The sequence below is a fragment of the Allobosea sp. Root381 genome, assembly GCF_001429395.1.
Classification (GTDB): domain Bacteria; phylum Pseudomonadota; class Alphaproteobacteria; order Rhizobiales; family Beijerinckiaceae; genus Allobosea.
On sequence record NZ_LMJT01000010.1, the window covers coordinates 23039 to 46361 of the forward strand.

Sequence of the window (23323 nt, forward strand, 5' to 3'; positions counted from 1 at the left end):
GGGATGACGATGAGACGCATTGGCGTTCCGGCGCGCGACCTCATTTGCATGGCGGCTTTCCAGAGCTTCCTTGTGTTCGCCTATTTCGTCAGCAAGAACACCTCGGCGAAGCTGATGATCGCCGCTCTGGTGGTCGTCGTCGCGACGGATGCGACGCTGTTTCGCGAGCGCTTGCCTCGGGCCGTAATGGCCGGCCTGATCGGGGTGGCCGCCTTCGGCCTGTGGTCGGTCGTCGGCCTGATCGTCAACGCGATCCCCTGGTCGCGCGCCGGCGAAACGATGGCGAGCTTCCTGCTGCTCGGGCTCGTCATCCTGGCCGGCCGCCGCCTCTTGGCCTGCTGCGATATGCGCCTGATCTACCTTTCGATCATTGCGATCGCCTGCCTGAGTGCGCTCGCCTCGGTGATGCTGCATCTTGCGGAAGGTCAGGGTTGGGGTGACAGGCTGGTTCCGCTGGGGCGCCCCGGCAACTCCATTCCCGGCGCCGCCGGGTTCTGCATCGCGTTGATCGCGGCGGCGGCGCTCATGCGGGGCGATTTCGCGCTGTCCCGCGTGCAGAAGGCCCTGCTCCTCACGGCACTGGTGCCGCTCCTGACGGCCGTCGTGATGACCCAGAGTCGAGGGCCTATGATCGCAGCGGCGGTCGCTCTTGCCGCGATGCTGGCGCCATGGAGGCTTTCCAGCGGCAGGCTGGCTGCTCTGGCACTGGCGAACTGGGCGCTCGTGACGGGCCTGGTCTTCGCGGATCCCTATCTGCGATCCTTGTTTTGCACAGATCAAGCCAGCTTCTGCCGGCCCTCCGAACGACTCCAGATCTGGGGCTGGGTCGTCGAGAATGTCGCCAAGCATCCGATCAGCGGGCTGACGCCGGTCTATCGCTTCACGGATTCCATTTTCAATCATCCCCATAACGGGCTGCTCGGCACGATGATGTTCTTCGGCGTTCCGGGGCTGGTGCTGTTGCTGGGGCTGGCGTTCGTCTACGGCCGCCACCTCTCCGGCCGCAGCGGCGAGATCGGCCTTTTTGCCTCGGGCGCACTGATCTTCAGCTTCGGCTATATGGGCTCGGACCTCTCGAACCCCTTCGCCTTCGCCAACATGCATTATCTGTTTCTCTGGCTGCCCATCGCCTTCGCCCTTGCGGCTCCGTCCGGGCACGCTTCGCAGACTGCGGGAGCCGCCGCCCGTCAGAGCATTGCGGGAAAAAGTGGGAACCGGTTTTTCGCATAAGCAATGCTCTAAACTTTATAGAGCCGATCACGTCGCACTCGGACGATTCCGTCTGAGTGCGACGTGATCGAGGGAAGTTGCCTTTGGGATTGCCTAATTCCGCCGTTGCGGTTGCCCAAACGGCCTCCAGCGTTTATGTGCAGCGCAACGAAATCCAGATCTCGATCCAATGGGCTGCGCCGACGGGGCTTCGATCCCCGCCGGCTTGTGGCCATGAAAAAGGCCCTGCCCGCATGTCCATGCGCAATATCGCCATCATCGCCCACGTCGACCATGGCAAGACCACGCTCGTCGACAAGCTGCTGCAGCAGTCCGGTTCGTTCCGCGAGAACCAGCGCGTCGCCGAGCGCGTGATGGATTCCAACGACCTTGAGAAGGAGCGCGGCATCACCATCCTGGCCAAGGCGACCTCGGTCGTCTGGAAGGACACGCGCATCAACATCGTCGACACCCCCGGCCACGCCGATTTCGGCGGCGAGGTCGAGCGCATCCTGAACATGGTCGATTCCGCCATCGTGCTGGTCGATGCGGCCGAAGGCCCGATGCCGCAGACCAAGTTCGTGGTCTCCAAGGCGCTGAAGCTCGGCCTTCGGCCGATCGTCGCGATCAACAAGGTCGACAAGCCCGACGCCCGCGTCCAGGAGGTCATCAACGAGGTCTTCGACCTCTTCGCCGCCCTCGACGCCAATGACGAGCAGCTCGATTTCCCGATCCTCTACGGCTCGGGCAAGCAGGGCTGGATGGCGCATGATCCCGCCGGCCCGCAGGATCAGGGCCTGGCCCCGATGTACGACCTCATCCTCAAGCATGTGCCGGAGCCCCGCATCGAGGAGGGGCCGTTCCGCATGATCGGCACCCTGCTCGAAGCCAACCCCTATCTCGGCCGCATCATCACCGGCCGCGTCGTCTCCGGCACGGCCAAGCCGAACCAGACGATCAAGGTGCTCGCCGGCGACGGCTCGACCGTCGAGACCGGTCGCATCACCAAGATCCTCGCCTTCCGCGGGCTCGAGCGCACGCCGATCGAGGAAGCGATTCCCGGCGACATCGTCTCGATCGCCGGTCTGGTGAAGGGCTCGGTCGCCGATACCTTCTGCGACCCGTCCGTGACAGAGCCGATCGAGGCCCAGCCGATCGACCCGCCGACCGTCTCGATGACCTTCATGGTCAATGATTCCCCGCTCGCCGGCACCGAAGGCGACAAGGTCACGACCCGCGTCATCCGCGACCGCCTGCTCAAGGAGGCGGAAGGCAATGTCGCGCTCAAGATCGAGGAGGCTTCCGACAAGGACAGCTACATCGTCTCGGGCCGCGGCGAACTGCAGCTGGCGATCCTGATCGAGACCATGCGCCGCGAGGGCTTCGAGCTCGGCGTCTCGCGTCCGCGTGTCGTGCTGAAGCGCGATGAGGGCGGGCAGCTGCTGGAGCCGATCGAGGAGGTCGTCATCGACGTCGACGAGGAGCATTCCGGCGTCGTCGTGCAGAAGATGTCCGAGCGCAAGGCCGACATGCTGGAGATGCGGCCGTCGGGCGGCAACCGCCTGCGCCTCGTCTTCCACGCCCCCACCCGCGGCCTGATCGGCTATCAGGGCGAGCTTTTGACCGATACGCGCGGCACGGCGATCATGAACCGCCTGTTCCACGACTATCTCCCCTACAAGGGCGAGATCGGCGGCCGCCGCAACGGCGTGCTGATCGCGATGGAGACCGGCGAGGCCGTGGCCTACGCGCTGTGGAACCTCGAGGATCGCGGCCCGATGATGATCGAGCCCGGCTGGAAGGTCTATCAGGGCATGATCGTCGGCGAGCATACCCGCGAGAACGATCTCGAGGTGAACGTGCTCAAGGGCAAGAAGCTCACCAACATCCGCACCACCTCGAAGGACGAGGCGGTGCGCCTGACCCCGCCGATCCGCATGACGCTGGAGCGTTCGCTGGCCTGGATCGACGACGACGAGCTCGTCGAGGTCACCCCGAAGTCGATCCGCCTGCGCAAGGGCGTGCTCGACCCCAACGAGCGCAAGCGTTCGCAGAAGCAGAAGGCCGAAGTGGCCTGAGCCTCTTTGGCTGACGATCGGGTAGAGATTCTCCTGATCACCGGCCCGGCCGGCATCGGAAAGTCGACGCTGTGCTGGGCGATCGGCGATCTGCTGGCCGCGTCGGGCATTCCGCATGCCGCGATCGAGACCGACGAGCTCGACCGCGTCTTCCCCAAGCCAGGCGCCGAGGACCTAGCGGTGTTGGCGCCGGGTGCGCGCGATGTCAGCCAGCTCAATCTGGCGGCGCTCTGGAGCATCTATCGCGCGCTGGGACACAGGCGCCTGCTGATGTCGGGCGTCATGGCTCATGCCGCCTTCGACAAGCGCTGGATTCTCGCGGCCATTCCCGATGCACTGATCACGATCGTTCGACTTCGCGCTGCCGACGAGACGCTGTTGGCACGCCTGGACCGGCGCGAGCACGGCGCCGGTCGCGACGCCCAGATCGAGCGCAGCCTCAGACAGTCGCAGCGGATGCGTCAGGAAGCCGGTGACGGCTTCATCATCGTCGATACCGATGGGCGCGCCCCGGCAGAGCTCGCGCGCAGCATCATCGCAGAGAGCGGCTGGCTCGAAGCGGGCAGCGCTCCCGCGCCATAAGCCCGGTCAGCGGCTCATCAGCAGCGGCAGCGGCGTCGACTGCAGCAGCGAATGCGTGACGCCGCCGAGCAGCCACTCGCGCAGGCGAGAGTGCTTGTAGGCGCCGCAGACGATGAGGTCGGCACCGAAATCGGCGGCGGCCTCGCGGATCACGCCGGCCACGCTGCTGGCCCCTGACAGGGCGACGTTGCGGACCGTGACGGCAGCGCCGTGCCGGGCCAGATGCGGCGCCAGCTCCGCGCCCGGAATCAAGCGCGAAAGCTCCTTCTCGCCGGTGACAGAGAGAATTTCGACCTCGGCGCCCGGCAGGAACGCCCGCGCTTCCGCGACGGTGCGTGCCGCGGGCGCACTGCCGTCCCAGGCGATCAGGAGGCGTTTGGCCGAGAAGGTCTCGGACCCCGGCGGCACGATGATCACTGGCCGGCCGCTGCTGAACAGGGCTGCTTCGATCAGCCCGCGGTCGCGTTCCGCCGCGTCCTGTTCCTGATCGATGATGCTGAGGTCGTGAACGCGGGCCTGGGCGAGCAGCCGATCGCTGAGTTCGGCATAGACCAGTTCCGGTGTCTCGATCGTGCTGTTGACGCCGGCGAGGTCGGCACTCGTCTTGGCGACCTGGGCGAAGCGCTCGGCCAGGGCGGTGATGCGCGCGTTCTCGCTGTTGACGAAGGCCGCTCCGAAATCGCCGACGACCGAGGCCGGCACGGTATAACGCATCGCGGCGGCCTGAATCGTCAGATGGGCGCCGGCCTGCTGGGCGAGCGACAGAGCATAGCCGAGTGCCGCGCTCAGCTCCCCCTGGCCTTCCTCGGTGAAGGCGGTGAAGACGCTCTTGATCGACGGGGTCATGGGATCTCCGTTGTTTGACGGTGGCCGAATGACGATCTTGCCAGACCATTGTGCCGGTGCGTTGCGCTGGGTCAAATCTCGGCCGCCGGAAGGCCTTGCCCATGACGGCTTGGCGATCTGCGCCTGACGCAGTGCGACGATGACGGCGGCCGCGCTTGCAGGTTTCAGCCCGCTCTGGTCCTGTGGGCGACGTCCGGAGGAAGATTACCGCCATGCAATTCCGAAATCTCGGCCGTTCCGGCCTGCGCGTCTCGCTCGTCGGTCTCGGCTGCAACAATTTCGGGGGGCGGATCGATCTGGAGGCGACGCGCAAGGTCGTCGATGCCGCCATCGAGCATGGCATCACCCTGTTCGACACGGCCGACATCTATGGCGAGAAGGCGGGTTCGGAGCTGGCGCTCGGCCAGCTCCTGGGTGCGCGCCGCAAGGACATCGTGCTCGCCACCAAGTTCGGCATGAAGATGTTCCATGGCGGGCAGGGCGGCTCGCGCCGCTACATCGTCAGCGCGCTCGAGGACTCGCTCACGCGGCTGAAGACCGACTGGATCGACCTCTATCAGTTCCACACGCCCGACCCGCTGACGCCGATCGACGAGACGCTGCGCGCCCTCGAGGATCTCGTGACCTCGGGCAAGGTCCGCTATATCGGCTGCTCCAACATGCCGGGCTGGCAGGTTGCGGATGCGCAGTGGACGGCGCGCGACCTCAGGATCGGCGGCTTCGCTTCCGCGCAGGACGAGTACAGCCTGCTCAAGCGCGGCGCCGAGAAGGACCTGATCCCGGCCATCGCCCATTACGGCATGGGGCTGCTGCCCTATTTCCCGCTCGCCAACGGCGCGCTCACCGGCAAGTACAAGCGCAACGCGCCGATGCCGGAAGGCGCGCGCCTGACGAAGCTGCCCGAGCGCGCCGGCCAGATCTTCAGCGAGGCGAACTGGACGAAGATCGAGGCGCTCACGGCCTTCTGCGAGGCGCGCGGCAAGACGCTGATCGAGCTCGCCTTCTCCTGGCTCGCGGCGCAGCCCGTCGTTTCCAGCGTCATCGCAGGTGCGACCAGGCCGGAACAGATCGCCGCCAACGTCAAGGCCGCCGAATGGGCGCTCACCACCGAAGAGCTGGCCGAGATCGACGCCATCACGAAATAGCAGACGCTCCGGGCCGGGTGGCGCCTCATGACATCGCGGCCCGCACGATGCTAGGTATCGCTCATACCGGCCGGGGAGCTCGATCTTGTCCGCATCACGCTCGATCCTGTTGATCATAGGCGGCGGCATCGCCGCCTATAAGTGCCTGGAGCTGATCCGTCGGCTCAAGGATCGCGGGATCGCCTCGCGCTGCATCCTGACCAAGGCCGGCGCGGAGTTCGTGACACCGCTCGCCGTCTCCTCGCTTGCCGGCGAGCGCTGCTTCACCGAGCTGTTCTCGCTGACGGACGAGGCCGATATCGGCCATATCGCGCTGTCGCGCTCGACCGATCTCATCGTCGTCGCGCCTGCGACGGCCGACCTGATCGCCAAGATGGCGACCGGGCTCGCCAATGATCTGGCCTCGACGGCGCTGCTCGCCACCGACAAGCGCATCCTGATCGCGCCGGCGATGAACCCACGGATGTGGCAGCATCCGGCGACGCGGCGGAACATGGCCCAGCTCGAGAAGGACGGCGTACTCGTCGTCGGCCCGAACGCGGGCGCCATGGCCGAGCGCGGCGAGAGCGGGCCCGGCCGCATGGCCGAGCCGCCCGAGATCATCGCCGCGATCGAGCTTGCGCTCGCGGGCGAGGTCACGCCGCCGCAGCGCGCCATCGGCTTCCTCGGCCGGCTGCCCGGCGCTTCCGGCGCGAATGGCGCGCTCGCGGGCCGCCATGTGCTGGTGACCTCGGGCCCGACCCATGAGGCGATCGATCCGGTGCGCTACATCGCCAACCGCTCCTCCGGAAAGCAGGGGCATGCCATCGCGGCCGCCGCGGCCGCCGCCGGCGCGCGGGTGACGCTGGTCTCCGGCCCCGTCTCGCTTCCCGATCCCGACGGGGTCGAGACGATCCATGTCGAGTCCGCCCGCGAGATGCTGGCGACCGTGGAGGCTGCGTTGCCGGCCGATATCGCGATCTTCACGGCCGCCGTCGCCGACTGGCGCGCCGCGGATGCGGCGCCCGAAAAGATGAAGAAGGACGGCGGTGCCCTGCCGCCGCTCGCTCTCGTCGAGAACCCCGACATCCTCGCGACGATCGCGCAGCGAAGGGCCGGACGCCCGGCGCTGGTCGTCGGTTTTGCGGCGGAGACCGAGAACGTCATCGCCTATGCCCAGGCCAAGCTCGCCAGGAAGGGTTGCGACCTGATCGTCGCCAATGACGTCGGCGGCACGGGCGTGATGGGCGGCGACGCCAACACCGTGCATCTGGTGACGCGCGACAAGGTCGAGAGCTGGCCGACGCTGGCCAAGCAGGAGGTGGCGGACCGCCTGATCGCGCATCTCGTCCAGCTGGCGGCGCCGGTCGGCGTTTGAACGCCATGCTGACTTTTCCCGGGAACACGACGTCATCCCGGGCAAGCTGCGCAGCAGCGCCGATCCGGGATCCGTCTTAGAGCTCCGGAGTCTACCCGTGGCGTAAGTTTCTGTCTTGATGTTTATGGTTTAGATTTAATATAACTTGCAGAAATAGACTTCTAGTCAATTTTTGAATTATAATAATATTAAAAGATATTATTAGTATCTCTACGGCAACTTGCGCTGGCGCAAATATCTCGGCCTCTTGATCCATTACATCCGGCCCTGTCGCGCCCCACTGCCGGGGGCGCCCGTGCCGGACGCCCAGATGGATATCGCCACCGACATCGGTCAGCACTTCGCCAAGATCGGTGTCGATCCGCTCAGGCGGGCCTTCCTGTCGCGCCGGGCCGTGATGCCGTTTCGGGGCAAGCGGCGGGTCGCGGCGGAGGACGTGCCGGAGCGCTGGCGGGCCCTGATGGCGGCGGCGAGCCCGCCGCGAAAGCGCCTCGTCTATCTCCACATCCCCTTCTGCGCCAATCACTGCCTCTTCTGCGGTTTCTACCGCAACGCCTACACCGCGCCGCGCGCCGCGGATTACGTCGAGATGGTCCTGGCCGAGATCGCGCGCGAGGCCGGGGCGCCTGCGATCGCCGGCAACCCCGTCCATGCGGTCTATTTCGGCGGCGGCACGCCGAGCGCGCTGACGGCTGACGAGCTCTCCCGGCTGCTGCGCAGCGTCCGTGGCAGCCTGCCGCTCGCGCCCGACTGCGAGATCACGGTCGAGGGGCGGATCGTCCATTTCGATCCGGAGAAGATCGATGCCTGCCTGGAAGCCGGCGCGAACCGTTTCTCGATCGGCGTGCAGAGCTTCGACAGCGAGGTCAGGCGCCGGCAGGGTCGACGCTCGACGAAGCAGGAGGCAATCCGCTTTCTCGAGGATCTGCGGGCGCGCGACCGTGCCGCGGTGGTGATCGACCTGATCTACGGCTTGCCGGGCCAGAGCCCCGAGATCTGGCGCCAGGACCTGGAAACCGCCGCGGCGCTCGAGCCCGACGGCATCGATCTCTACGGGCTGAACGTCATTCCCGGCACACCGCTGTTCACGGCCATCGCGGCCGGCAAATTCCCGACCGCCTCCCGCCTCGACGATCTCGGCCCCTTCTACGAAGCCGGCGCGGCCTTCTTCCGGCGCCGGAACTGGCGGCAGGTCAGCAACAACCACTGGGCGCGCACGACGCGCGAGCGGAACCTGTACAATCTCCTGATCAAGGACGGGGCGGATTGCCTGGCCTATGGCTCAGGCGCGGGCGGTTCGATCGGCCAGACCAGCTACGCGCTGTCGGGCGACATCGAGCTCTATGCCGCGGATATCGGCGCCGGCGCCAAGCCTATCGGGATGATGCTGGAATCCGACGGGCTCGAACTCCTGCGCAACCGCGTGACGGCGGGATTCGAGGTCGGCCATCTCGACCTCGCCGGGCTCGACAGCGCGGCATCGACGCCCGTCACGCCCCTCGTCGCGCCCCTGCTGGCGCAGTGGCAGAAGGCCGGCCTGCTGACCTTCGATGACGGCGTCGTCGAACTCAAGGTCGCCGGCCGCTTCTGGTACGGCAACCTGATCAGCGCCTTCCACGACATCCTGAACGACAGACTGCTCCCCAGGCGGGAAGCGGCCTGACGCCGTTCCAGCGACTTCATCACAACGGAAAACGAGACGAGACCATGCAGACTTCCGATCATGCCGCGAAACTCGATCGCGTCCGGCAGGCGCTGGCGCAGAAGCCCGACGGCATCCTCGAACAGGTGGCGGCGGAGCACGGCGTCCCGCTCCAGGCGGTGATCGAACGCGTCCCCGGAGATGGCACGTCGCAGATCGACGGCGCGCATTTCGTCGATGTGCTGACCGACATTGCCAGCTGGGGCGACATCACCTTCATCTGCCATTCGAAGGATGCGGTGGTCGAGTTCTCCGGCCCGGTGCCGAACGGCAAGATCGGGCACGGCATGTACAATCTTCACGGCGCCGGGGGAGGCCTCAGCGGCCATCTGCGTCACGAGAACTGCAAGGCGATCTTCTTCGTGCGGCGACCCTTCATGGGCGTGGACACGCTGTCCGTGCAGTTCTTCAACGCCGAGGGCGAGGCGATCTTCAAGATCTATGTCGGCCGCGACGCGCAGCGCCAGCTGAAGGCGGAGCAGGTCGAGCGCTTCGCCCGGCTCGAGCGCCGCTTTCCGGCGAGCGCGAAGGGCCTTTGAGATGCGACCGCTGCTGATCTTCGGCGCGACCAGGGGCGTCGGCCTCGAACTGGGGCGGCAGGAGCGCCAGGGTGGACGGCGGGTCTTCGCCTTTGTGCGGCCTGGGTCTGAAAGCGGGCCCCTGTCGGATCTCGGCGTCGAGATCGTTACCGGCGATGCGCTCGATCGCGAGACCGTCGCGGCGGCCTTCGGGCTCGTTCCGGAAGGCGCGGAAGTGGTCTCGACCATCGGCGGGCGGGCGGCGGACGGCCGGCGGGCCGATGACGAGGGCAATCTCAACCTGATCACCGAGGCGCAGCGCGCGGGAGGTATCGCGCGCTTCGTCCTCGTCACCTCGATCGGCTGCGGCGAGATGGCGCCGTTCCGCTCCGCGCGCGCGATCGCGGTCTTCGGCGAGGCGGTCGACGCCAAGACGAAGGCGGAGGAAGCCCTGCGCGCCAGCAGCCTCGCCTGGACGATCATCCGGCCCGGCGGGCTGCTCTCGGAGCCGGCGACGGGGCAGGGTATCCTCTCCACCGATGCGCGGATGCACGGCTTCATCCATCGCTCCGACGTGGCCGAGCTGATCCGCCGCGTGCTGCGCGACCCCGCCACGATCGGCGGCGCTTTCGCCGCCGTCGATGCCGGCAGCGCCCGCACCGTCAATCCCGTCGAGCCCTTTCCGCTGGCCGGCGCGCCGGCACGCTGACGAGGCGGCGACGCCGCCCCGGCCCATGCCGAGACCCACGAAGGGAACGATGCGATGAATGCTCAGATCCTGATGGTCGTGCTGACCACGATGTCCGGTGGCGGCCTCTCATCGGCCTTCGTCGGGACGGGAACCCTGACCGAGTGTCAGGAGCGGCTCGAGCGCGTGCGCCTGATCATAAACCAGGGCAGCGGGGCGGGTCCCTCCAGCCTCGCCAGATCGGGCTGCTTCTCGTCCGCGCAGTCCTTCGAGGATTTCAGCCACGGCCTGCCGGAGGACGCGCCATCCTACGTCTACCGGGTCGTGCTCTCGGGCGAGCGCGCGACCATGACGAAACATGACAGCGCGGCCGAATGCCTGCGGGCCGCCGCCTCCGGCGAAACCGGGGACCAGTACTGCACGCAGTCCAGGCAGAATTTCAGAGAGAACGCCCGATGAGATCGCGAAACCTGCCCCTCCTCGCCCTGCTGGCGAGCGTCTCGCCCTGCGCGCTCGCCCAGGCGGAGGAGGTGACCTTCCTAGACACCATCACCGTGCTTGGCACGCGTACCGCCATGCCCGTGCGCGACAATCCGCGCTCGGTCAGCGTCATCGACCAGGCCACGATCGAGCGCCGGGCGCCGGAGAGCATAGCCGAACTGCTGCGCGACGTGCCCGGCGTCCAGGTTGCGGATGAATCCGTCGCCGGCATGAAGCGCGTCCGGATCCGCGGCGAGTCCTCGCGGCGCGTGACGATCCTGGTCGACGGGCAGGAGATCACCGATCACAGCACGTATGGCACGCCTCTGCTGGTCGATCCGGCCGGGATCGAGCGTATCGAGGTGGTCCGTGGGCCGTCCTCCGTGCTCTTCGGCGCCAAGGCGATCGGCGGCGTGGTCAACATCGTGACCAAGCGAGGGGCCGACAAGCCGATCCAGTTCGAGACAGGCGGCAGCTACTATTCGGCGAGCGAGGGCTGGCAAGGTTTTGGAGCCGTTTCCGGCACGCTCGGCAATTTCGATTATCGCTTCTCCGGCGGCGCCGACCGCCATTCCGACCGCAGCGTGGCGAAGAGCCGCTGGGCGCCGACCGGCAAGCTCGAGGACACCGCGTTCCGGAACGACAATCTCTATGCCCATCTCGGCTACAGGTTCGGAGCCGACAACAACCACTACCTGGCAATGAAGCTGGAACGGCACCGGCTGGAGAGCGAGGGCTGGCCGGGCCGGTCGCCGGGCAGGACTTCAGGATCAACCTGCCCCGGCGCGACCGGACCAAGGTCGGGCTCTTCTACGATGTCGACAACATCAGCGCGACGATCGCGAAGATCCACGCCGACACCTATGTCCAGACCATCGATCGCCTGTTCGAGAACAGGGTGACGGTCCGCTCCGCGGGCGGCCGCAGCGTCGCGGTGAATTCGACCTCGGACGACCGCATCAGCAATATCGGCGGCAACTTCCAGATCGACCTGACGGCCTTCGACCAGCACCGCACGATTCTCGGGCTGCAGTTCCTTGCCGACAAGCTCGACACGAAGAAGGGCAGCACCACGGTGATGACGGGCTACGCGCCGCGCCCGGTCACGACCGCCGGCAGGAGCCGCGACAAGGCCAGCATCAACACGGCCTCTGTCTATGTCCAGGACGAATGGACGCTGCCCTATGACTTCAAGTTCACGGCGGGCGCGCGTCTCTATCACACCCGCACATCCCTCGACGAAACCACCGTCGCCGCCAGGGGCAACCTGCCGTCCAAGGACGATACGGCGGCGGTCAAGTCCTTCGGGCTGACCTGGTCGGGCCTCACCAATACCGTGCTGCGCGCCAGCTATTCGGAGGGTTACATCACGCCGACGCTGCTGCAGATGTTCAGCTCGACCACGGCGGGCGGCCAGGGCGTCACCTATGGCAACCCGGCGCTCAAGCCGGAGACGTCCCGCAATATCGAAGCCGGCGTCCGCTACGAGCATAACGGACTGGTTCTCGATGCCGCGGCCTTCCTGGCCAGGTCGAAGGACTATATCGGCACCACGCGCTGCCTTTCGGTCGGCGCGGCCTGCGTCACGGCCGCGACCGCCTCGAGCGCCGCAAGCTATTATGTCAACGCCGACCAGGCCACGAGCTACGGCCTGGAACTCGTGGCCGAATACAATATCACGGATACCGGCTTTACGCCCTATGCCTCGGCGGCGCTGATCCGCCGCGAGCTGGAATACGCGACCTTCTCGACCTTCAACTCCGATACGCCACTGCTGAGCGGCCGCTTCGGCCTGCGCTATGAGGGCAACTGGCAGTCGCTGCCGTTCTGGACCGACCTCTATGTGCGCGCCGCCAGCGGCAGCCGCCAAACCTATCAGGGGACGGCCGGGCTGGTGACGGATTCGGTCCCGAGCTGGGCCACGCTGAACCTGGCTCTGGGCACGAATTTCGGATCGAACGGCCGCTACTCGCTCGCCGTCGCGGTCAACAACATCCTCGATACGCCCTACAGGCCGACGCTGGGCGAGCTGCCCGGCCCCGGACGCAGCGTCGAGCTGACCGCGAAGATGACGTTCTGACGGAGGTGGAGGGTCCATAGCGCCCTCCTGCTCGGCTCAGGCCCCGCTTGCAGGCGGTGTCTGCCCGCCGTGGCCCGGCAGAGGGGCGATAGGCGCTTCCCGGCCCCCGGCGACAGGCATCGCAAATGTTATTGACGCGCCTTCCGTTGCACCATCACCGTCATGCCCAGGGGAAACGGGGCGGGCATGATGAAGAAGCGGTCGATGGCCTCTTACATGAGGCGCGCGAAACTTCGTGATCTCATCGCAAAAAGAAACCACGAACGGAAGATTGCCGACCGCCTGGCGAAACCAGCAAACGAAAATATCCGAGCGCGGCCGGCCGAGCGCGGATAGCCGCCGCGGGGCGGCTTAAAAGCCCGTCTGACCGAGCGTCCCCCGCCTCCCACGGATCAATGCCGCTTGCTCGTCGCGAGCTTTCGGTTCGCTGTTTCCGAGGCAGAAGCCGTTGCAGCTGCGCGAGATATTGGGGCTACCCCGCTTGCCCGAAGCAATGCCCCTTCGGGGTGCTGGACGGAAGCTCGGCAGCGGCAGCTATTCGATGTCCGGGGGCGGACGAGAACGGTCCGGACGGTCGTCATGGGAGCTTTCAGCCCGCTCATCGGATGCGAGGACTGCGGCGTGCTCGCCGTTCGAATCCGATACCTGGATGGGGCTGCGACGGTGGTGTGCCTGGGGTGTGGAAAGCCTCTGGGAACGGTCTTGGAACTGCGTACCATGCTTCGTGCGGCGCTGGTGGACAAGGAGCAGCAAAACCCCGACGAGCCCGGGCAGCCCATCCGGATTCCGGACCCGAAACCACGGGACGGCGGCTGAAACCAGCTGACTGGAGCCAGCCTGCCGACGAGAGCTGCTTCGGGGGCCGCTTGCACGTCGCGCGTGCACATCCCATGTCCGATAGCTGGGAGATGGGCTAATGGCGAGTGGCTGGGCTCCGGACGGAGCGGTGCAGGATCAGATCGACGTGTCTGTCGCCGATGCGGTGCAACTGGCGCGATCGCGGCTGCCGACCGGCCCAGGCGAGATCCACTGCCAGGAATGTGGCGAGGAGATCGCGGAGGGGCGGCGGAAAGCGATGCCGGGCGCCCGGCTGTGCATAACCTGTCAGTCGGGCCATGACCGGCCCGCATCGGCGTCGAGCTATAATCGCCGCGGCAGCAAGGACAGCCAGTTGCGTTAAGCCGAATGTTTCAAGGGGATTTCGTCTGGTTGGCGTCGGGCTCCGGCCGTGTCGCGCGCTGCTCGAGCAGGCAGTTGAGCAAGTCCTGTTGGTCGGAAAGCAGATTCGCCAGGCGCTCTTCGGCTGCCGCACCATTCGCAACCGCAGCCCTCTCCGTCAGCTCCGAGATGTTTCTCCGCGTCAGGGCGATCCGTTCTTCGAGGTTGTATTTGACGTCAGCCATCGCCTCTCCGTCCTTCCTCATGCTCAAGGCCGCCTGGACGAGCGCTCTTGCGACTGTGGCGCGTTGGACGGCCCCAGCATCATCCCACGGCGCTGGTATCGCGGTCTCGATCTCTTTGGGATGAGTGTCGGGATGGTCGATCGTCTGGAAGACTAGGGGCGCGGGTGCATCCACCTCTGCGCAGACTTCTGCGGGCATGATGCTGCCCATGGCCTTCGCTGCGCCGAGGCGAGCCTGCCTCAATGTGACCCCGATCACAGACGTTGCGCCTGCAAAACCGCACCAAGAGCGGACCACCGGCCGATCACGGCCGGGAATCGTCATCAGCCGGAGCGCAACATGCTCACTCCAATCCGCGGCTTCCTTGGTTTCATCCAACGCATCTGGTGCGCGCTGGCGCTCGGACAGATTCTGCGCGAAGAGTACATCTACGAGGTTCACGGCCCCTTCGTGGCCGTCGCACCGGCGCGACCCAAACGCTCATTCTTCGGGCGGCTGATCGCTCGGCTGGCGGCCTCGATCGGCGGCCTCGCCTTTTGGAGCAGTCGGCACCGCGGGGTTTCCAGCACACGCTGATGGGGTGACACGCGCCGCGATCGTCAGCTGGATGGTCGCCAGGCGGCGGGCCTCGCTCCGAGCGGGATCGTTCGGTCGCGGTTGCAGCGTTCCCCTCAGGGCAGGTTTTCTCGCAGCACGATCTCCGTCCGCGGCCGCTCGACCCCTTGCGAAGCGGGGCGCCCGGCGCGGAGATTGGCGAAGATCGAGACGCAGTCCATCATGGCCGCCTGCGGGTTCTGGGTGATCACCGCATCCATGGCGCCCTCGATCAGCAGGCTGCGCGTATCGGGCGTCAGGCCGTGTCCGACGACGACGACGTCATGCTGGCGCCCCGCCTCCTTCAGCGCCCGTGCGATGCCCTCCGGTCCGCCGCCGATATTGTAGATGCCGGCGAGGTCCGGGTGCTGCGCCAGCAATGTCTTGGTCTGGCGGTAGTTGCGCGCTTCCTCATCATGGCCCTCGCGCAGGCCAACCACCTGGATCATCGGAAAGAGGTCCTGAAACAGGTGGAGGAAGCCCATCTCCCGCTCCTCATGGGCGCGATAGCTCAGGCTTCCGGCGATCATCGCGACCTTGGCCGGCCGCGGCCCGATGAAGCGGGCGAGCAGATAGCCGGCCGTGCGCCCGGCCGAGCGGTTGTCGAGCCCGACATAGGCGACGCGCTTCGTGTTCGCGATGTCGGAGATCAGGGTCACTGCCGGCACGCCGCGCTCGGCCAGCCAGTCCACCGCCTCGCGCACCATGGGATGCTCCAGCGCCATGAAGGCGACGCCGTCGACATCGCGCCCGGCCTGCTTGAGGTGCTGCGCGAGCAGCTCCGGCTTGAAGCTCTCGATGTACTCGACGCGCGCGCGCATGTTGAAGGACGCGAGCTGCTCCTGCGAGCTGGCGATCAACCGGCCCAGCATGGTCAGGAACCGGTTTCTGCCGGCTGGCAGCAGGAAGGCCAGCCGCAGCGGCTTCAGCGCGCTCGCGGGCTGTGCGTCGTCAATGACATAGCCGATCTCCGAAGCGGCTTTCAGCACCCGCTGGACCGTGACGGCGCGCACGCCGGGACGGCGATTGAGCACCCGGTCCACGGTCGCCGTCGAGACGCCGGCACGTTCCGCCACATCGTCGATCCGCATCGAACGGCGACGCTTCGGCAAGTTCTCAGCTTCGCCCAGTGTCATTCAAAAACCATCAAAAGCCATCAAAAATTGAGTTTGCACCCATCATGGCTGCTTCCTATCGTTTGGGGAAGAACACCGCAAACAATCAGATCGCAGAGCGATCCAGGGAGGTAGAGATGACTGTTCTGACCCGTCGCACGGTGCTGCGTACCCTTGCGGCCACGCCGGCCGTCTCGCTGATCGGCATGCCGCACATCGCCCGCGCCGCCGAGTTCGAGCTGAAATACGGCAACAACCTGCCGCTCAGCCACCCGCTCAACATCCGCGCCCATGAGGCCGCCGAGCGCGTCGCCAAGGAAACCAACGGCCGGGTCGAGATCAAGATCTTCCCGAACAACCAGCTCGGTGGCGACACCGACATGCTGAGCCAGGTCCGCAATGGCGGCATCACCTTCTTCACGCCGTCCGCGCTGGTCATCGCGACGCTGGTGCCGGTCGCGGCGATCAACGCCGTCGGCTTCGCCTTCGCCGATTACGACCAGGTCTGGAAGGCGATGGACGGCAAGCTCGGCGCCCATGTCCGCGAGGCGATCTCCAAGGTGAATCTCTTCGCCTTCGAGAAGATGTGGGACAACGGCTTCCGCCAGATGACGACCTCGGGCAAGCCGATCGAGCAGGCCAAGGACATGTCCGGCCTCAAGATCCGCGTGCCGGTCTCACCCCTCTCGATCTCGATGTTCAAGGCGCTCGACGCTGCCCCCGCCAGCCTGCAGTTCTCGGAAGTCTATTCCGCGCTCCAAACCAAGGTGGTCGACGCACAGGAGAACCCGCTGCCGATCATCCAGGTCGCCAAGCTGTTCGAGGTGCAGAAAAACTGCGCCGTCTCGAACCATATCTGGGACGGCTTCTGGTTCATCGCCAACGGCCGCGCCTGGCGCGGCCTGCCGGCCGACATCCAGAAGATCGTCGGCGACGCCATCAACGATGCCGGCGTGAAGCAGCGCGGCGACATCAAGGCGCTGAACGAGACGGTCCAGGCCGATCTCCAGTCCAAGGGCCTGGCCTTCAACAAGACCAATCCGGAGACGTTCCGCGCCAAGCTGCGCGAAGCCGGCTTCTACAAGGAATGGCAGGAGCGCTTCGGTGCCGACGCCTGGTCCCTGCTCGAAGGCGCCGTCGGCAAGCTCGCCTGAGGGCTCTCCCGGGCCTGCACGGCGCAAAACGCATCACAGAAAGCGCCGTTGCCATGGCAGGCCACACCGCGATATCGCCCGACGCCCTGCCGATCCCGACCACCGGGATCGGCAGGATGGCTAACCGCCTCGACCACGTTGTCGGCACCGCCGTCGAGGCCATCGCCGCGACGCTCGTGCTGGTCGAGATCTGCATCCTCGCGGCGGGCGTCACCGCCCGCTACGTCTTCCACGCGCCGCTGGTCTGGTCGGACGAGCTGGCCTCGATCCTGTTTCTCTGGCTTTCGATGCTGGGCGCCGTGGTCGCGCTCAGGCGGGGCGAGCACATGCGCATGACCGGCCTCGTGTCGCGCGTATCGCCTCAGAGCCGCGCGCTGCTCGAGGTCCTGGCGATCACCGCTGCTATCGCCTTCCTGCTGCTCATCCTGCCGCATGCGCTCGAATATGCGGAGGATGAGGTGTTCATCGTCACCCCGGCGCTCGAGATCACCAATGCCTGGCGCGCGGCGGCGCTTCCTGTCGGCATCGGCCTGATGCTGCTGGCGGCTTCCTTCCGCCTGCTGCGCTGCGGCTCGCTGCGCCTGGCCCTGACGGCGATCGCCATCACGGCAGGGTTCGTGCTGCTGTTCTGGCTGGCGGGCCCCGTGCTCAAGCCGCTCGGCAAGCTCAACCTGATCGTCTTCTTCGTCGGCGTCGTCGCGCTCAACGTCTTCTCCGGCGTGCCGATCGCATTTTCCTTCGCGCTCGCCACCTTCGGCTATCTCGCCTGCACCACGACGACGCCGCTGGTGGTGATGGTCGGCCGCCTCGACGAGGGCATGAGCCACCTCATCCTGCTCGCCGTGCCGCTCTTCATCTTCTTGGGCGCGCTGATCGAGATGACCGGCATGGCCAAGGCGATGATCCAGTTCCTCGCCTCGCTGCTCGGCCATGTCCGCGGCGGGCTGTCCTATGTGCTGATCGGCGCGATGTATCTTGTTTCGGGCATTTCGGGCTCGAAGATCGCCGACATGGCGGCCATTGCCCCGATCCTGTTCCCCGAGATGACGAAGCGTGGCGCCGAACCCGGCGATCTCGTCGCCCTGCTCTCGGCCACCGGCGCGCAGACCGAGACGATTCCGCCCTCGATCGTGCTGATCACCATCGGCTCCGTCACCGGCGTCTCGATCGCGGCGCTGTTCACCGGCGGCATGCTGCCGGCGCTGGTACTCGGCATCGCGCTCTGCTTCGTCGTCTGGTGGCGCTATCGGGCTGAGGACCTCAGCCAGGCCGTGCGCTATTCCTGGCGCCAGATCGGCAGGCTCAGCCTGATCGCGCTACCGGCTATCGCCCTGCCTTTCGTCATTCGCGCCGCGGTGGTCGAGGGCGTGGCGACCGCGACCGAGGTCTCGACCATCGGCATCGCCTATTCAGTGCTGGCTGGCCTGCTGCTCTACCGCCAGTTCGACTGGCGCCGCCTGCCGCGCATGCTCGCCGATACGGCGTCGCTCACGGGCGCGATCATCTTCATCGTCGGCTGTGCGACCGCGATGGCCTGGGGCCTGACGCAATCCGGTTTCTCGCAGGACCTCGCCCGCGCCATGGCGGCGGTGCCGGGCGGCACCTGGGGTTTCCTCGCGATCTCGATCGTAGCCTTCATCATCCTTGGCAGCGTGCTCGAGGGCATTCCGGCGATCGTGCTGTTCGGCCCGCTGCTGTTCCCGATCGCCAAGCAGGTCGGCGTGCACGAGGTCCACTACGCGATGGTGGTGATCTTCGCGATGGGCATCGGCCTTTTCGCCCCGCCCTTTGGCGTCGGCTATTACGGCGCCTGCGCGATCAGCAAGGTCAATCCCGACGACGGCCTGAAACACATCGGCGGCTACATGCTCGCCTTGTTCCTGGGCCTGATCCTCGTCGCGGCCGTGCCATGGATCTCCATCGGCTTCCTGAAATCCTGACCTCTCAGCAACCGACAATCACAAGGGAATTCCCATGAGCCGCTTCTTCGGCCAGATCCGCCAGGCGGGCTATGTCGTCCCTGATATCGAGGAGGCGATGGATTATTGGAGCCGCGTGCTCGGCGTCGGCCCCTTCTTCTACAACCCGAAGGTCCCGATCAGGAACTATCGCTACAAGGGCGAGGCCTATGAGCCGCACAACTCGGTCGCGCTGGCCAATTCCGGCCCGCTGCAGATCGAGCTGATCCAGTGCCGTAACGCTGTGCCGTCTATGTACAAGGACTTCACCGATGCCGGCCTGACCGGCCTGCAGCACGTCGCCTACTGGACCTCGGACTACGACGCCGATCTCGAGCGCCTGACGAACCAGGGCTTCAAGGCGGTGATGTCGGGCGAGGTCGGCGAGCGCGGGCGCTTCGTCTATTTCGACACGCATTACCATCCGGGCACCGTGATCGAGCTCTCCGAGGTCGCCGGCCCCAAGGGCGAGATGTTCCGCCTGATCCGCGAGGCCGCCGAGACCTGGGACGGCAGCGACCCTGTGCGCCCCTTCCCGGACCTGAGCAAGCTCGTCGCCGCGGCGGGTTGAAACCACTGCATGCCGCGCGTCATGGTCGGGCTTACCCGACCATCTTTGACACCAGCGCCCTCTGGTCATCAGATTCTCGGGTCAAGCCCGAGAATGACGCTCCATGAACGGCCAGGATGACATCCGATGACCGCCGAACGCTTCGAAGCGACCTACCTGATCGAAACCCCGCTTGATCCGGCCAAGGTCGCCGAGATCATGGCCGGGGAACAGTCGAGCGGCACCTTCACCCGCGTCGCCGGCGAAACCGACGAACTGCGGTCGCGCACCCGTGCCGTGGTGACGGCCGTCGAGGAGCTTGAACCGGCGCAAGCGCCGAGCCTGCCCAATGCCTGGCTCGCCCGCCGGGGAACCGCCGGGCCGTGGCGCCGGGCGCGCGTCGCGATCTCCTTCCCCGTGGACAATGTCGGCGCGAATCTGGCGACGCTGGCTTCGATCGTCGCCGGCAATCTCTACGACCTCGGCGAGGTCACGGGTCTGCGGCTCGACACGATCTCCATTCCCGCTTCCTTCCGTCGCCGCTTCCAGATGCCGCGCCAGGGCATCAGTGGGACGCGCACGCTCACCGGCGTGATGGAAGGGCCGATGGTGGGCTCGATCATCAAGCCCAATGTCGGTCTGAGCCCGCAGGAGACCGCGGCCCTCGTCGGCAAGCTCTGCGAGGCCGGCCTCGATTTCATCAAGGACGACGAAATCTCCGCCGATCCGGTCCATGCCCCGCTGTCGAAGCGCGTGCCGGCGGTGATGGAGGTGGTGCGACGCCATCAGGACCGTACCGGCAAGGCCGTGATGGTGGCCTTCAACATCACCGACGAGACCGACGCGATGAAGTGCCATGCCGATCTGGTGGCTCGCGAGGGCGGCACCTGCGTCATGGCCAGCCTGAACTGGTGCGGCTTCTCCGCGGTCGAGACGCTGCGCCGGTCCACCGATCTCGCCTTGCACGGCCATCGCAATGGCTACGGCGCCTTGTCGCGTCATCCGCTGCTCGGGATTTCCTTCCAGGCCTACCAGACGCTCTGGCGGCTTGCCGGTGTCGACCACATGCATGTCCACGGGTTGCAAGGGAAATTCGCTCAGGAGGACGAAGAGGTCGTCTCCTCCGCCCGCGACTGCGTCACGCCGCTCGGCGTAGGCCTCGACGACCGCGTCCTGCCGGCCTTCTCTTCCGGGCAATGGGCCGGCACGGCACAGCCGACCTGGGACGCCATCGGCCATGCCGACCTGCTCTTCATGGCCGGCGGCGGCATCCTTGCCCATCCGGGCGGCCCGGCGGCCGGCGTCGCCAGCATCCGCCAGGCCTGGGAAGCGGTCGCCGCCGGTCAATCGCTCGCGGAGGCGGCCACGACGCATCCGGAGCTGCGGCAGGCGCTCGATTTCTTCGGCAAGCTCGCGAAGTGACTTCGGCCATGACAGCGGCCCGTCCGTCCTATGGTTGGTATGGCGACGACTTCACCGGCGCGACCGATACGCTGGCCTCGCTGGCGGAGCGCGACATCCGGGCGCTGCTCTTCCTGCGCATCCCGACAGCGGAGCAGCTGAGCGCCGCAGGCCCACTCGACGCGATCGGCATCGCGGGCGCGACGCGGTCCATGGCGCCGGAGGCCATGGCGACGGAACTGTCCGCTGCCGGCGGGTTCTTCGCCCAAACCGGCGTGCGCCTCCTCCACTACAAATGCTGCTCGACCTTCGACAGCGCCCCGCGTGTCGGCAGCCTCGGCGCGGCTGCGCAGTCGCTGCGGCCGCATTTCGCCAACCCCTTCCTGCCGATCGTCGGCGGGCAACCCAATCTCGGGCGCTACTGCCTGTTCGGCAATCTCTTCGCCGCCGCCGGCAGCGGCGGGCCGGTCCACCGGATCGACCGCCACCCGACCATGAGCGCCCATCCGGTCACCCCGATGGCCGAGGCCGATCTGCGTCGGCATCTGGCGGTGCAGGGTTTTGAGCACATCGAGCTCGTCGATTACCGCGGTTATGAGGGCACGGACCCGCAGGAGGCTCTCGCCGCGCGCCTCGGCTCCGATCCGGGCGCAGTCCTTTTCGATGTCTCCCGGATCGAGGACCTCGCCATCATCGGCAAGCTGATGCGGCGGCAGATGGACAAGGCACCGATGCTCGCCATCGGCCCGAGCAGCGTGGCGCAGGCTCTGGCGACAGCCTGGCCGGGCACCCGGCACGGCACCGCCATGCCGGAAGCGACGGCCCGGCGGTCCGGCCCGGTCCTCGCGCTCGTCGGCAGCCTTTCGCCGGTGACGCGGGCGCAGGTCGAGGCGTCATCGAGCTATGAGTGCATCGGCATCGACACGGCGAGCCTGCTTTCCGAGCCGGCCTATAGGCTGGCGCTCCAACAGGACGCCCTTGCAGGCCTCGCAGCAGGCAGCAACGTCATGCTCGTCACGGATCGGCCCTCACAGGCACCCGGCAATGCCGAAAGCGTCGCGCTGGCGACAGGCCGCCTTCTGCGGGACATCATGGGCGCGGCGGCCATCCGCCGCCTGATCGTCGCCGGCGGCGACACCTCGAGCCTCGCGGTCAAGTCGCTCGACATCTGGGGGCTGTCCTACCGCGCCGCGCTCGTCCCGGGCGCACCGCTCTGCCGCGCGCATAGCGAAGACCCGAACCTCGATGGGCTCGAGCTTGTGCTGAAGGGCGGGCAGATGGGCCCGGTCGGGTTCTTCGACGCGGTCGCTGCCTTGTAGCGCGTACGGCGCGGAGGAGCGCTGCGCGCGGTCCTCGTTTGACTCAATTCTGCGGCAGGGTACCGCGCAGGCCGCGCGAGTCGGGCATCAGCGCGGCAAGACGGGCGCCGCCCTGCGGCGGTGCGACGAAGGCGCGGAGCGGCTTCTTCGGCAGGTCGAGATCGAGCGGCCGGCTGGGCGGCAGCGGCGCATTGCTGACGAGATGCACGACCGAAGCTGCAGCCGGGCTGACAGTCGGCTTCGGAGCCGCTGGCGCGAAGGCGAGCGGCGCGGCGGCGAAGGAGGTCTGCACGGTGGAGGCGGCGGTGGCGAGAGGAGCTGGTGCAGGTGCGGAGACCGAAGCCAGCTGATAGCTAGGCTCCTCGATGCGACGCCGCTCGGGACGTTCGCCCTTCACATAGAAAGCGTTGCCGCCCGCCACCGTCACGTAATGCATGTTCTTGTAGGAGAACCGCAGCCCGGCCATGTGGAAGTGCTTGGCATTGGCGACGGCCTCGTGGCGCTTGCCGTCGAGGACGTTGTCCGCGATCGCCTCGATCTTCGGCAGGTCGCGCTGCGCCATCTGGCGAGTCAGCACACCGGGGGCGAATTGGCGCGGTGCGCCGACGACGCCGCAGATCGTCTCGGGATAGCGGGGTGATTCCACCCGGTTCATCACCACCGTGCCGACGCCGAGCAGGCCCGATTCGCTCGAGCGGTTCGATTCGAAATACATCGCGCGGACAAGGCATTCCCTCTCGCGCGGATCGGCCTTCGCCAGGGCGACGGCGCGCTTGCGAGCCTCGTGGGGCTGCTTTGCCGCGGGCGCGGCGGCCGAGGCAGTCGAGGCGGTCTCGACGGGCGACATGCTGCAGGCGCCGAGAGCCGGCGCAGCGAGTGCGATCAGAAGCGGGATCGCCTTGCGGCCGTAGCGGCTCTTATCGATGGAACGGACAGTTTTTGCAGCGATCACGGCCCGCTTCATGCGGCAATCTCCTGATTACGGGATCTGGGCTGCCGCAGACGGCGGACCGTAGTCACCGGAAAGGAATCCTGAATGTCTTACCAGAAAGTTAATTTCGGATGAAAGAGGCAAAGATGCGTGATCTCGGGTCGGCCATCGCTCGCGAGGCTGGAGGCCTGTTCCTGCTCATGCACGCATCTC

At 66.7% G+C, this 23323-nt stretch carries 21 protein-coding genes; 17 read left to right on the forward strand and 4 right to left on the reverse strand.

All coding sequences use genetic code 11. From position 1 onward, the window contains the following. Positions 1-48: 48 nt before the first annotated feature. The 3 genes from ASE63_RS10685 to ASE63_RS10695 all read left to right on the forward strand — a co-directional run bounded on the left by ASE63_RS10685 (position 49) and on the right by ASE63_RS10695 (position 3869). Complete coding sequence (locus tag ASE63_RS10685) at positions 49-1230, forward strand: O-antigen ligase family protein (protein WP_210169312.1); 1182 nt, start codon at positions 49-51, stop codon at positions 1228-1230. Positions 1231-1463: 233 nt separating this feature from the next. After that, positions 1464-3287 carry a translational GTPase TypA gene (typA, locus tag ASE63_RS10690; protein ID WP_056800737.1) on the forward strand — a complete coding sequence of 608 codons (1824 nt, stop codon included), beginning with the start codon at positions 1464-1466 and terminating at the stop codon, positions 3285-3287. 6 nt (positions 3288-3293) lie between these two features. Continuing rightward, a complete protein-coding gene (locus ASE63_RS10695) occupies positions 3294-3869 on the forward strand; it encodes an AAA family ATPase (RefSeq protein WP_056800739.1) in 576 nt (191 codons plus the stop codon). A 6-nt stretch (positions 3870-3875) separates the two neighbouring features. Here ASE63_RS10695 and ASE63_RS10700 read toward each other — a convergent pair whose 3' ends face one another. After that, positions 3876-4715, reverse strand: a complete 840-nt coding sequence (locus ASE63_RS10700; protein ID WP_056800741.1) for a universal stress protein — start codon at positions 4713-4715, stop codon at positions 3876-3878. A 212-nt stretch (positions 4716-4927) separates the two neighbouring features. Here ASE63_RS10700 and ASE63_RS10705 point away from each other — a divergent pair, with 212 nt between their 5' ends. From ASE63_RS10705 to ASE63_RS10750, 9 genes are all read left to right on the forward strand, one after another. Beyond that, positions 4928-5860 (forward strand): aldo/keto reductase, encoded by a 933-nt coding sequence (locus ASE63_RS10705; RefSeq protein WP_056800743.1) that lies wholly within the window; start codon positions 4928-4930, stop codon positions 5858-5860. A gap of 85 nt (positions 5861-5945) precedes the next feature. Continuing rightward, positions 5946-7217, forward strand: coding sequence for a phosphopantothenoylcysteine decarboxylase (locus ASE63_RS10710; RefSeq protein ID WP_056800746.1), 1272 nt, complete (start codon positions 5946-5948; stop codon positions 7215-7217). A gap of 310 nt (positions 7218-7527) precedes the next feature. Further along, on the forward strand, positions 7528-8880 hold the full coding sequence (gene hutW, locus ASE63_RS10715; protein ID WP_056800877.1) for a heme anaerobic degradation radical SAM methyltransferase ChuW/HutW: 1353 nt from the start codon (positions 7528-7530) through the stop codon (positions 8878-8880). Between the two features lie 44 nt (positions 8881-8924). Beyond that, complete coding sequence (hutX, locus tag ASE63_RS10720; RefSeq protein ID WP_056800748.1) at positions 8925-9458, forward strand: heme utilization cystosolic carrier protein HutX; 534 nt, start codon at positions 8925-8927, stop codon at positions 9456-9458. Between the two features lies 1 nt (position 9459). After that, entirely contained in the window at positions 9460-10146 is a 687-nt protein-coding gene (locus ASE63_RS10725; RefSeq protein WP_056800750.1) for an SDR family oxidoreductase, read from the forward strand. A 54-nt stretch (positions 10147-10200) separates the two neighbouring features. Then, positions 10201-10584, forward strand: coding sequence for a hypothetical protein (locus ASE63_RS10730; RefSeq protein ID WP_056800752.1), 384 nt, complete (start codon positions 10201-10203; stop codon positions 10582-10584). After that, positions 10581-11507 carry a TonB-dependent receptor plug domain-containing protein gene (locus ASE63_RS10735; protein WP_056800754.1) on the forward strand — a complete coding sequence of 309 codons (927 nt, stop codon included), beginning with the start codon at positions 10581-10583 and terminating at the stop codon, positions 11505-11507. Before ASE63_RS10730 ends, ASE63_RS10735 begins: the two co-directional genes overlap by 4 nt. Next, a complete protein-coding gene (locus tag ASE63_RS10740; RefSeq protein WP_244491371.1) occupies positions 11432-12685 on the forward strand; it encodes a TonB-dependent receptor in 1254 nt (417 codons plus the stop codon). Before ASE63_RS10735 ends, ASE63_RS10740 begins: the two co-directional genes overlap by 76 nt. 916 nt (positions 12686-13601) lie before the next feature. Continuing rightward, positions 13602-13865, forward strand: a complete 264-nt coding sequence (locus ASE63_RS10750; protein ID WP_056800760.1) for a DksA/TraR family C4-type zinc finger protein — start codon at positions 13602-13604, stop codon at positions 13863-13865. A 10-nt stretch (positions 13866-13875) separates the two neighbouring features. Here the strand turns inward: ASE63_RS10750 and ASE63_RS28345 are convergent, their stop codons facing one another. Beyond that, a complete protein-coding gene (locus ASE63_RS28345; RefSeq protein WP_244491369.1) occupies positions 13876-14529 on the reverse strand; it encodes a hypothetical protein in 654 nt (217 codons plus the stop codon). Between the two features lie 230 nt (positions 14530-14759). Next, complete coding sequence (locus ASE63_RS10765; RefSeq protein WP_244491370.1) at positions 14760-15773, reverse strand: LacI family DNA-binding transcriptional regulator; 1014 nt, start codon at positions 15771-15773, stop codon at positions 14760-14762. A 161-nt stretch (positions 15774-15934) separates the two neighbouring features. Here ASE63_RS10765 and ASE63_RS10770 point away from each other — a divergent pair, with 161 nt between their 5' ends. The 5 genes from ASE63_RS10770 to ASE63_RS10790 all read left to right on the forward strand — a co-directional run bounded on the left by ASE63_RS10770 (position 15935) and on the right by ASE63_RS10790 (position 22179). Then, positions 15935-16951, forward strand: a complete 1017-nt coding sequence (locus ASE63_RS10770; RefSeq protein ID WP_056800766.1) for a TRAP transporter substrate-binding protein — start codon at positions 15935-15937, stop codon at positions 16949-16951. 53 nt (positions 16952-17004) lie between these two features. Continuing rightward, entirely contained in the window at positions 17005-18891 is a 1887-nt protein-coding gene (locus ASE63_RS10775) for a TRAP transporter large permease subunit (protein WP_056800768.1), read from the forward strand. A gap of 34 nt (positions 18892-18925) precedes the next feature. Then, a complete protein-coding gene (locus ASE63_RS10780; RefSeq protein WP_056800770.1) occupies positions 18926-19480 on the forward strand; it encodes a VOC family protein in 555 nt (184 codons plus the stop codon). 126 nt (positions 19481-19606) lie between these two features. Further along, positions 19607-20881 carry a ribulose-bisphosphate carboxylase large subunit family protein gene (locus tag ASE63_RS10785; protein WP_056800772.1) on the forward strand — a complete coding sequence of 425 codons (1275 nt, stop codon included), beginning with the start codon at positions 19607-19609 and terminating at the stop codon, positions 20879-20881. Positions 20882-20889: 8 nt separating this feature from the next. After that, on the forward strand, positions 20890-22179 hold the full coding sequence (locus ASE63_RS10790) for a four-carbon acid sugar kinase family protein (RefSeq protein WP_056800773.1): 1290 nt from the start codon (positions 20890-20892) through the stop codon (positions 22177-22179). A 43-nt stretch (positions 22180-22222) separates the two neighbouring features. Here the strand turns inward: ASE63_RS10790 and ASE63_RS10795 are convergent, their stop codons facing one another. Further along, positions 22223-23143 (reverse strand): cell wall hydrolase, encoded by a 921-nt coding sequence (locus ASE63_RS10795; protein ID WP_056800775.1) that lies wholly within the window; start codon positions 23141-23143, stop codon positions 22223-22225. Between the last annotated feature and the right edge of the window lie 180 nt (positions 23144-23323).

Bases quoted from the DNA above. Each gene is read 5' to 3' on its own strand.
- ASE63_RS10685 (WP_210169312.1), top strand. From the start codon at position 49: ATGGCGGCTTTCCAGAGCTTCCTTGTGTTCGCCTATTTCGTCAGCAAG.
- ASE63_RS10765 (WP_244491370.1), bottom strand. From the start codon at position 15,773: ATGCGGATCGACGATGTGGCGGAACGTGCCGGCGTCTCGACGGCGACC.
- typA (WP_056800737.1), top strand. From the start codon at position 1,464: ATGTCCATGCGCAATATCGCCATCATCGCCCACGTCGACCATGGCAAG.
- ASE63_RS10790 (WP_056800773.1), top strand. From the start codon at position 20,890: ATGACAGCGGCCCGTCCGTCCTATGGTTGGTATGGCGACGACTTCACC.
- ASE63_RS10700 (WP_056800741.1), bottom strand. From the start codon at position 4,715: ATGACCCCGTCGATCAAGAGCGTCTTCACCGCCTTCACCGAGGAAGGC.
- ASE63_RS10705 (WP_056800743.1), top strand. From the start codon at position 4,928: ATGCAATTCCGAAATCTCGGCCGTTCCGGCCTGCGCGTCTCGCTCGTC.
- ASE63_RS10730 (WP_056800752.1), top strand. From the start codon at position 10,201: ATGAATGCTCAGATCCTGATGGTCGTGCTGACCACGATGTCCGGTGGC.
- ASE63_RS10735 (WP_056800754.1), top strand. From the start codon at position 10,581: ATGAGATCGCGAAACCTGCCCCTCCTCGCCCTGCTGGCGAGCGTCTCG.
- ASE63_RS10785 (WP_056800772.1), top strand. From the start codon at position 19,607: ATGACCGCCGAACGCTTCGAAGCGACCTACCTGATCGAAACCCCGCTT.
- ASE63_RS10795 (WP_056800775.1), bottom strand. From the start codon at position 23,143: ATGAAGCGGGCCGTGATCGCTGCAAAAACTGTCCGTTCCATCGATAAG.
- ASE63_RS10770 (WP_056800766.1), top strand. From the start codon at position 15,935: ATGACTGTTCTGACCCGTCGCACGGTGCTGCGTACCCTTGCGGCCACG.
- ASE63_RS10780 (WP_056800770.1), top strand. From the start codon at position 18,926: ATGAGCCGCTTCTTCGGCCAGATCCGCCAGGCGGGCTATGTCGTCCCT.
- ASE63_RS10725 (WP_056800750.1), top strand. From the start codon at position 9,460: ATGCGACCGCTGCTGATCTTCGGCGCGACCAGGGGCGTCGGCCTCGAA.
- ASE63_RS10775 (WP_056800768.1), top strand. From the start codon at position 17,005: ATGGCAGGCCACACCGCGATATCGCCCGACGCCCTGCCGATCCCGACC.
- hutW (WP_056800877.1), top strand. From the start codon at position 7,528: ATGGATATCGCCACCGACATCGGTCAGCACTTCGCCAAGATCGGTGTC.
- ASE63_RS10750 (WP_056800760.1), top strand. From the start codon at position 13,602: ATGGCGAGTGGCTGGGCTCCGGACGGAGCGGTGCAGGATCAGATCGAC.
- hutX (WP_056800748.1), top strand. From the start codon at position 8,925: ATGCAGACTTCCGATCATGCCGCGAAACTCGATCGCGTCCGGCAGGCG.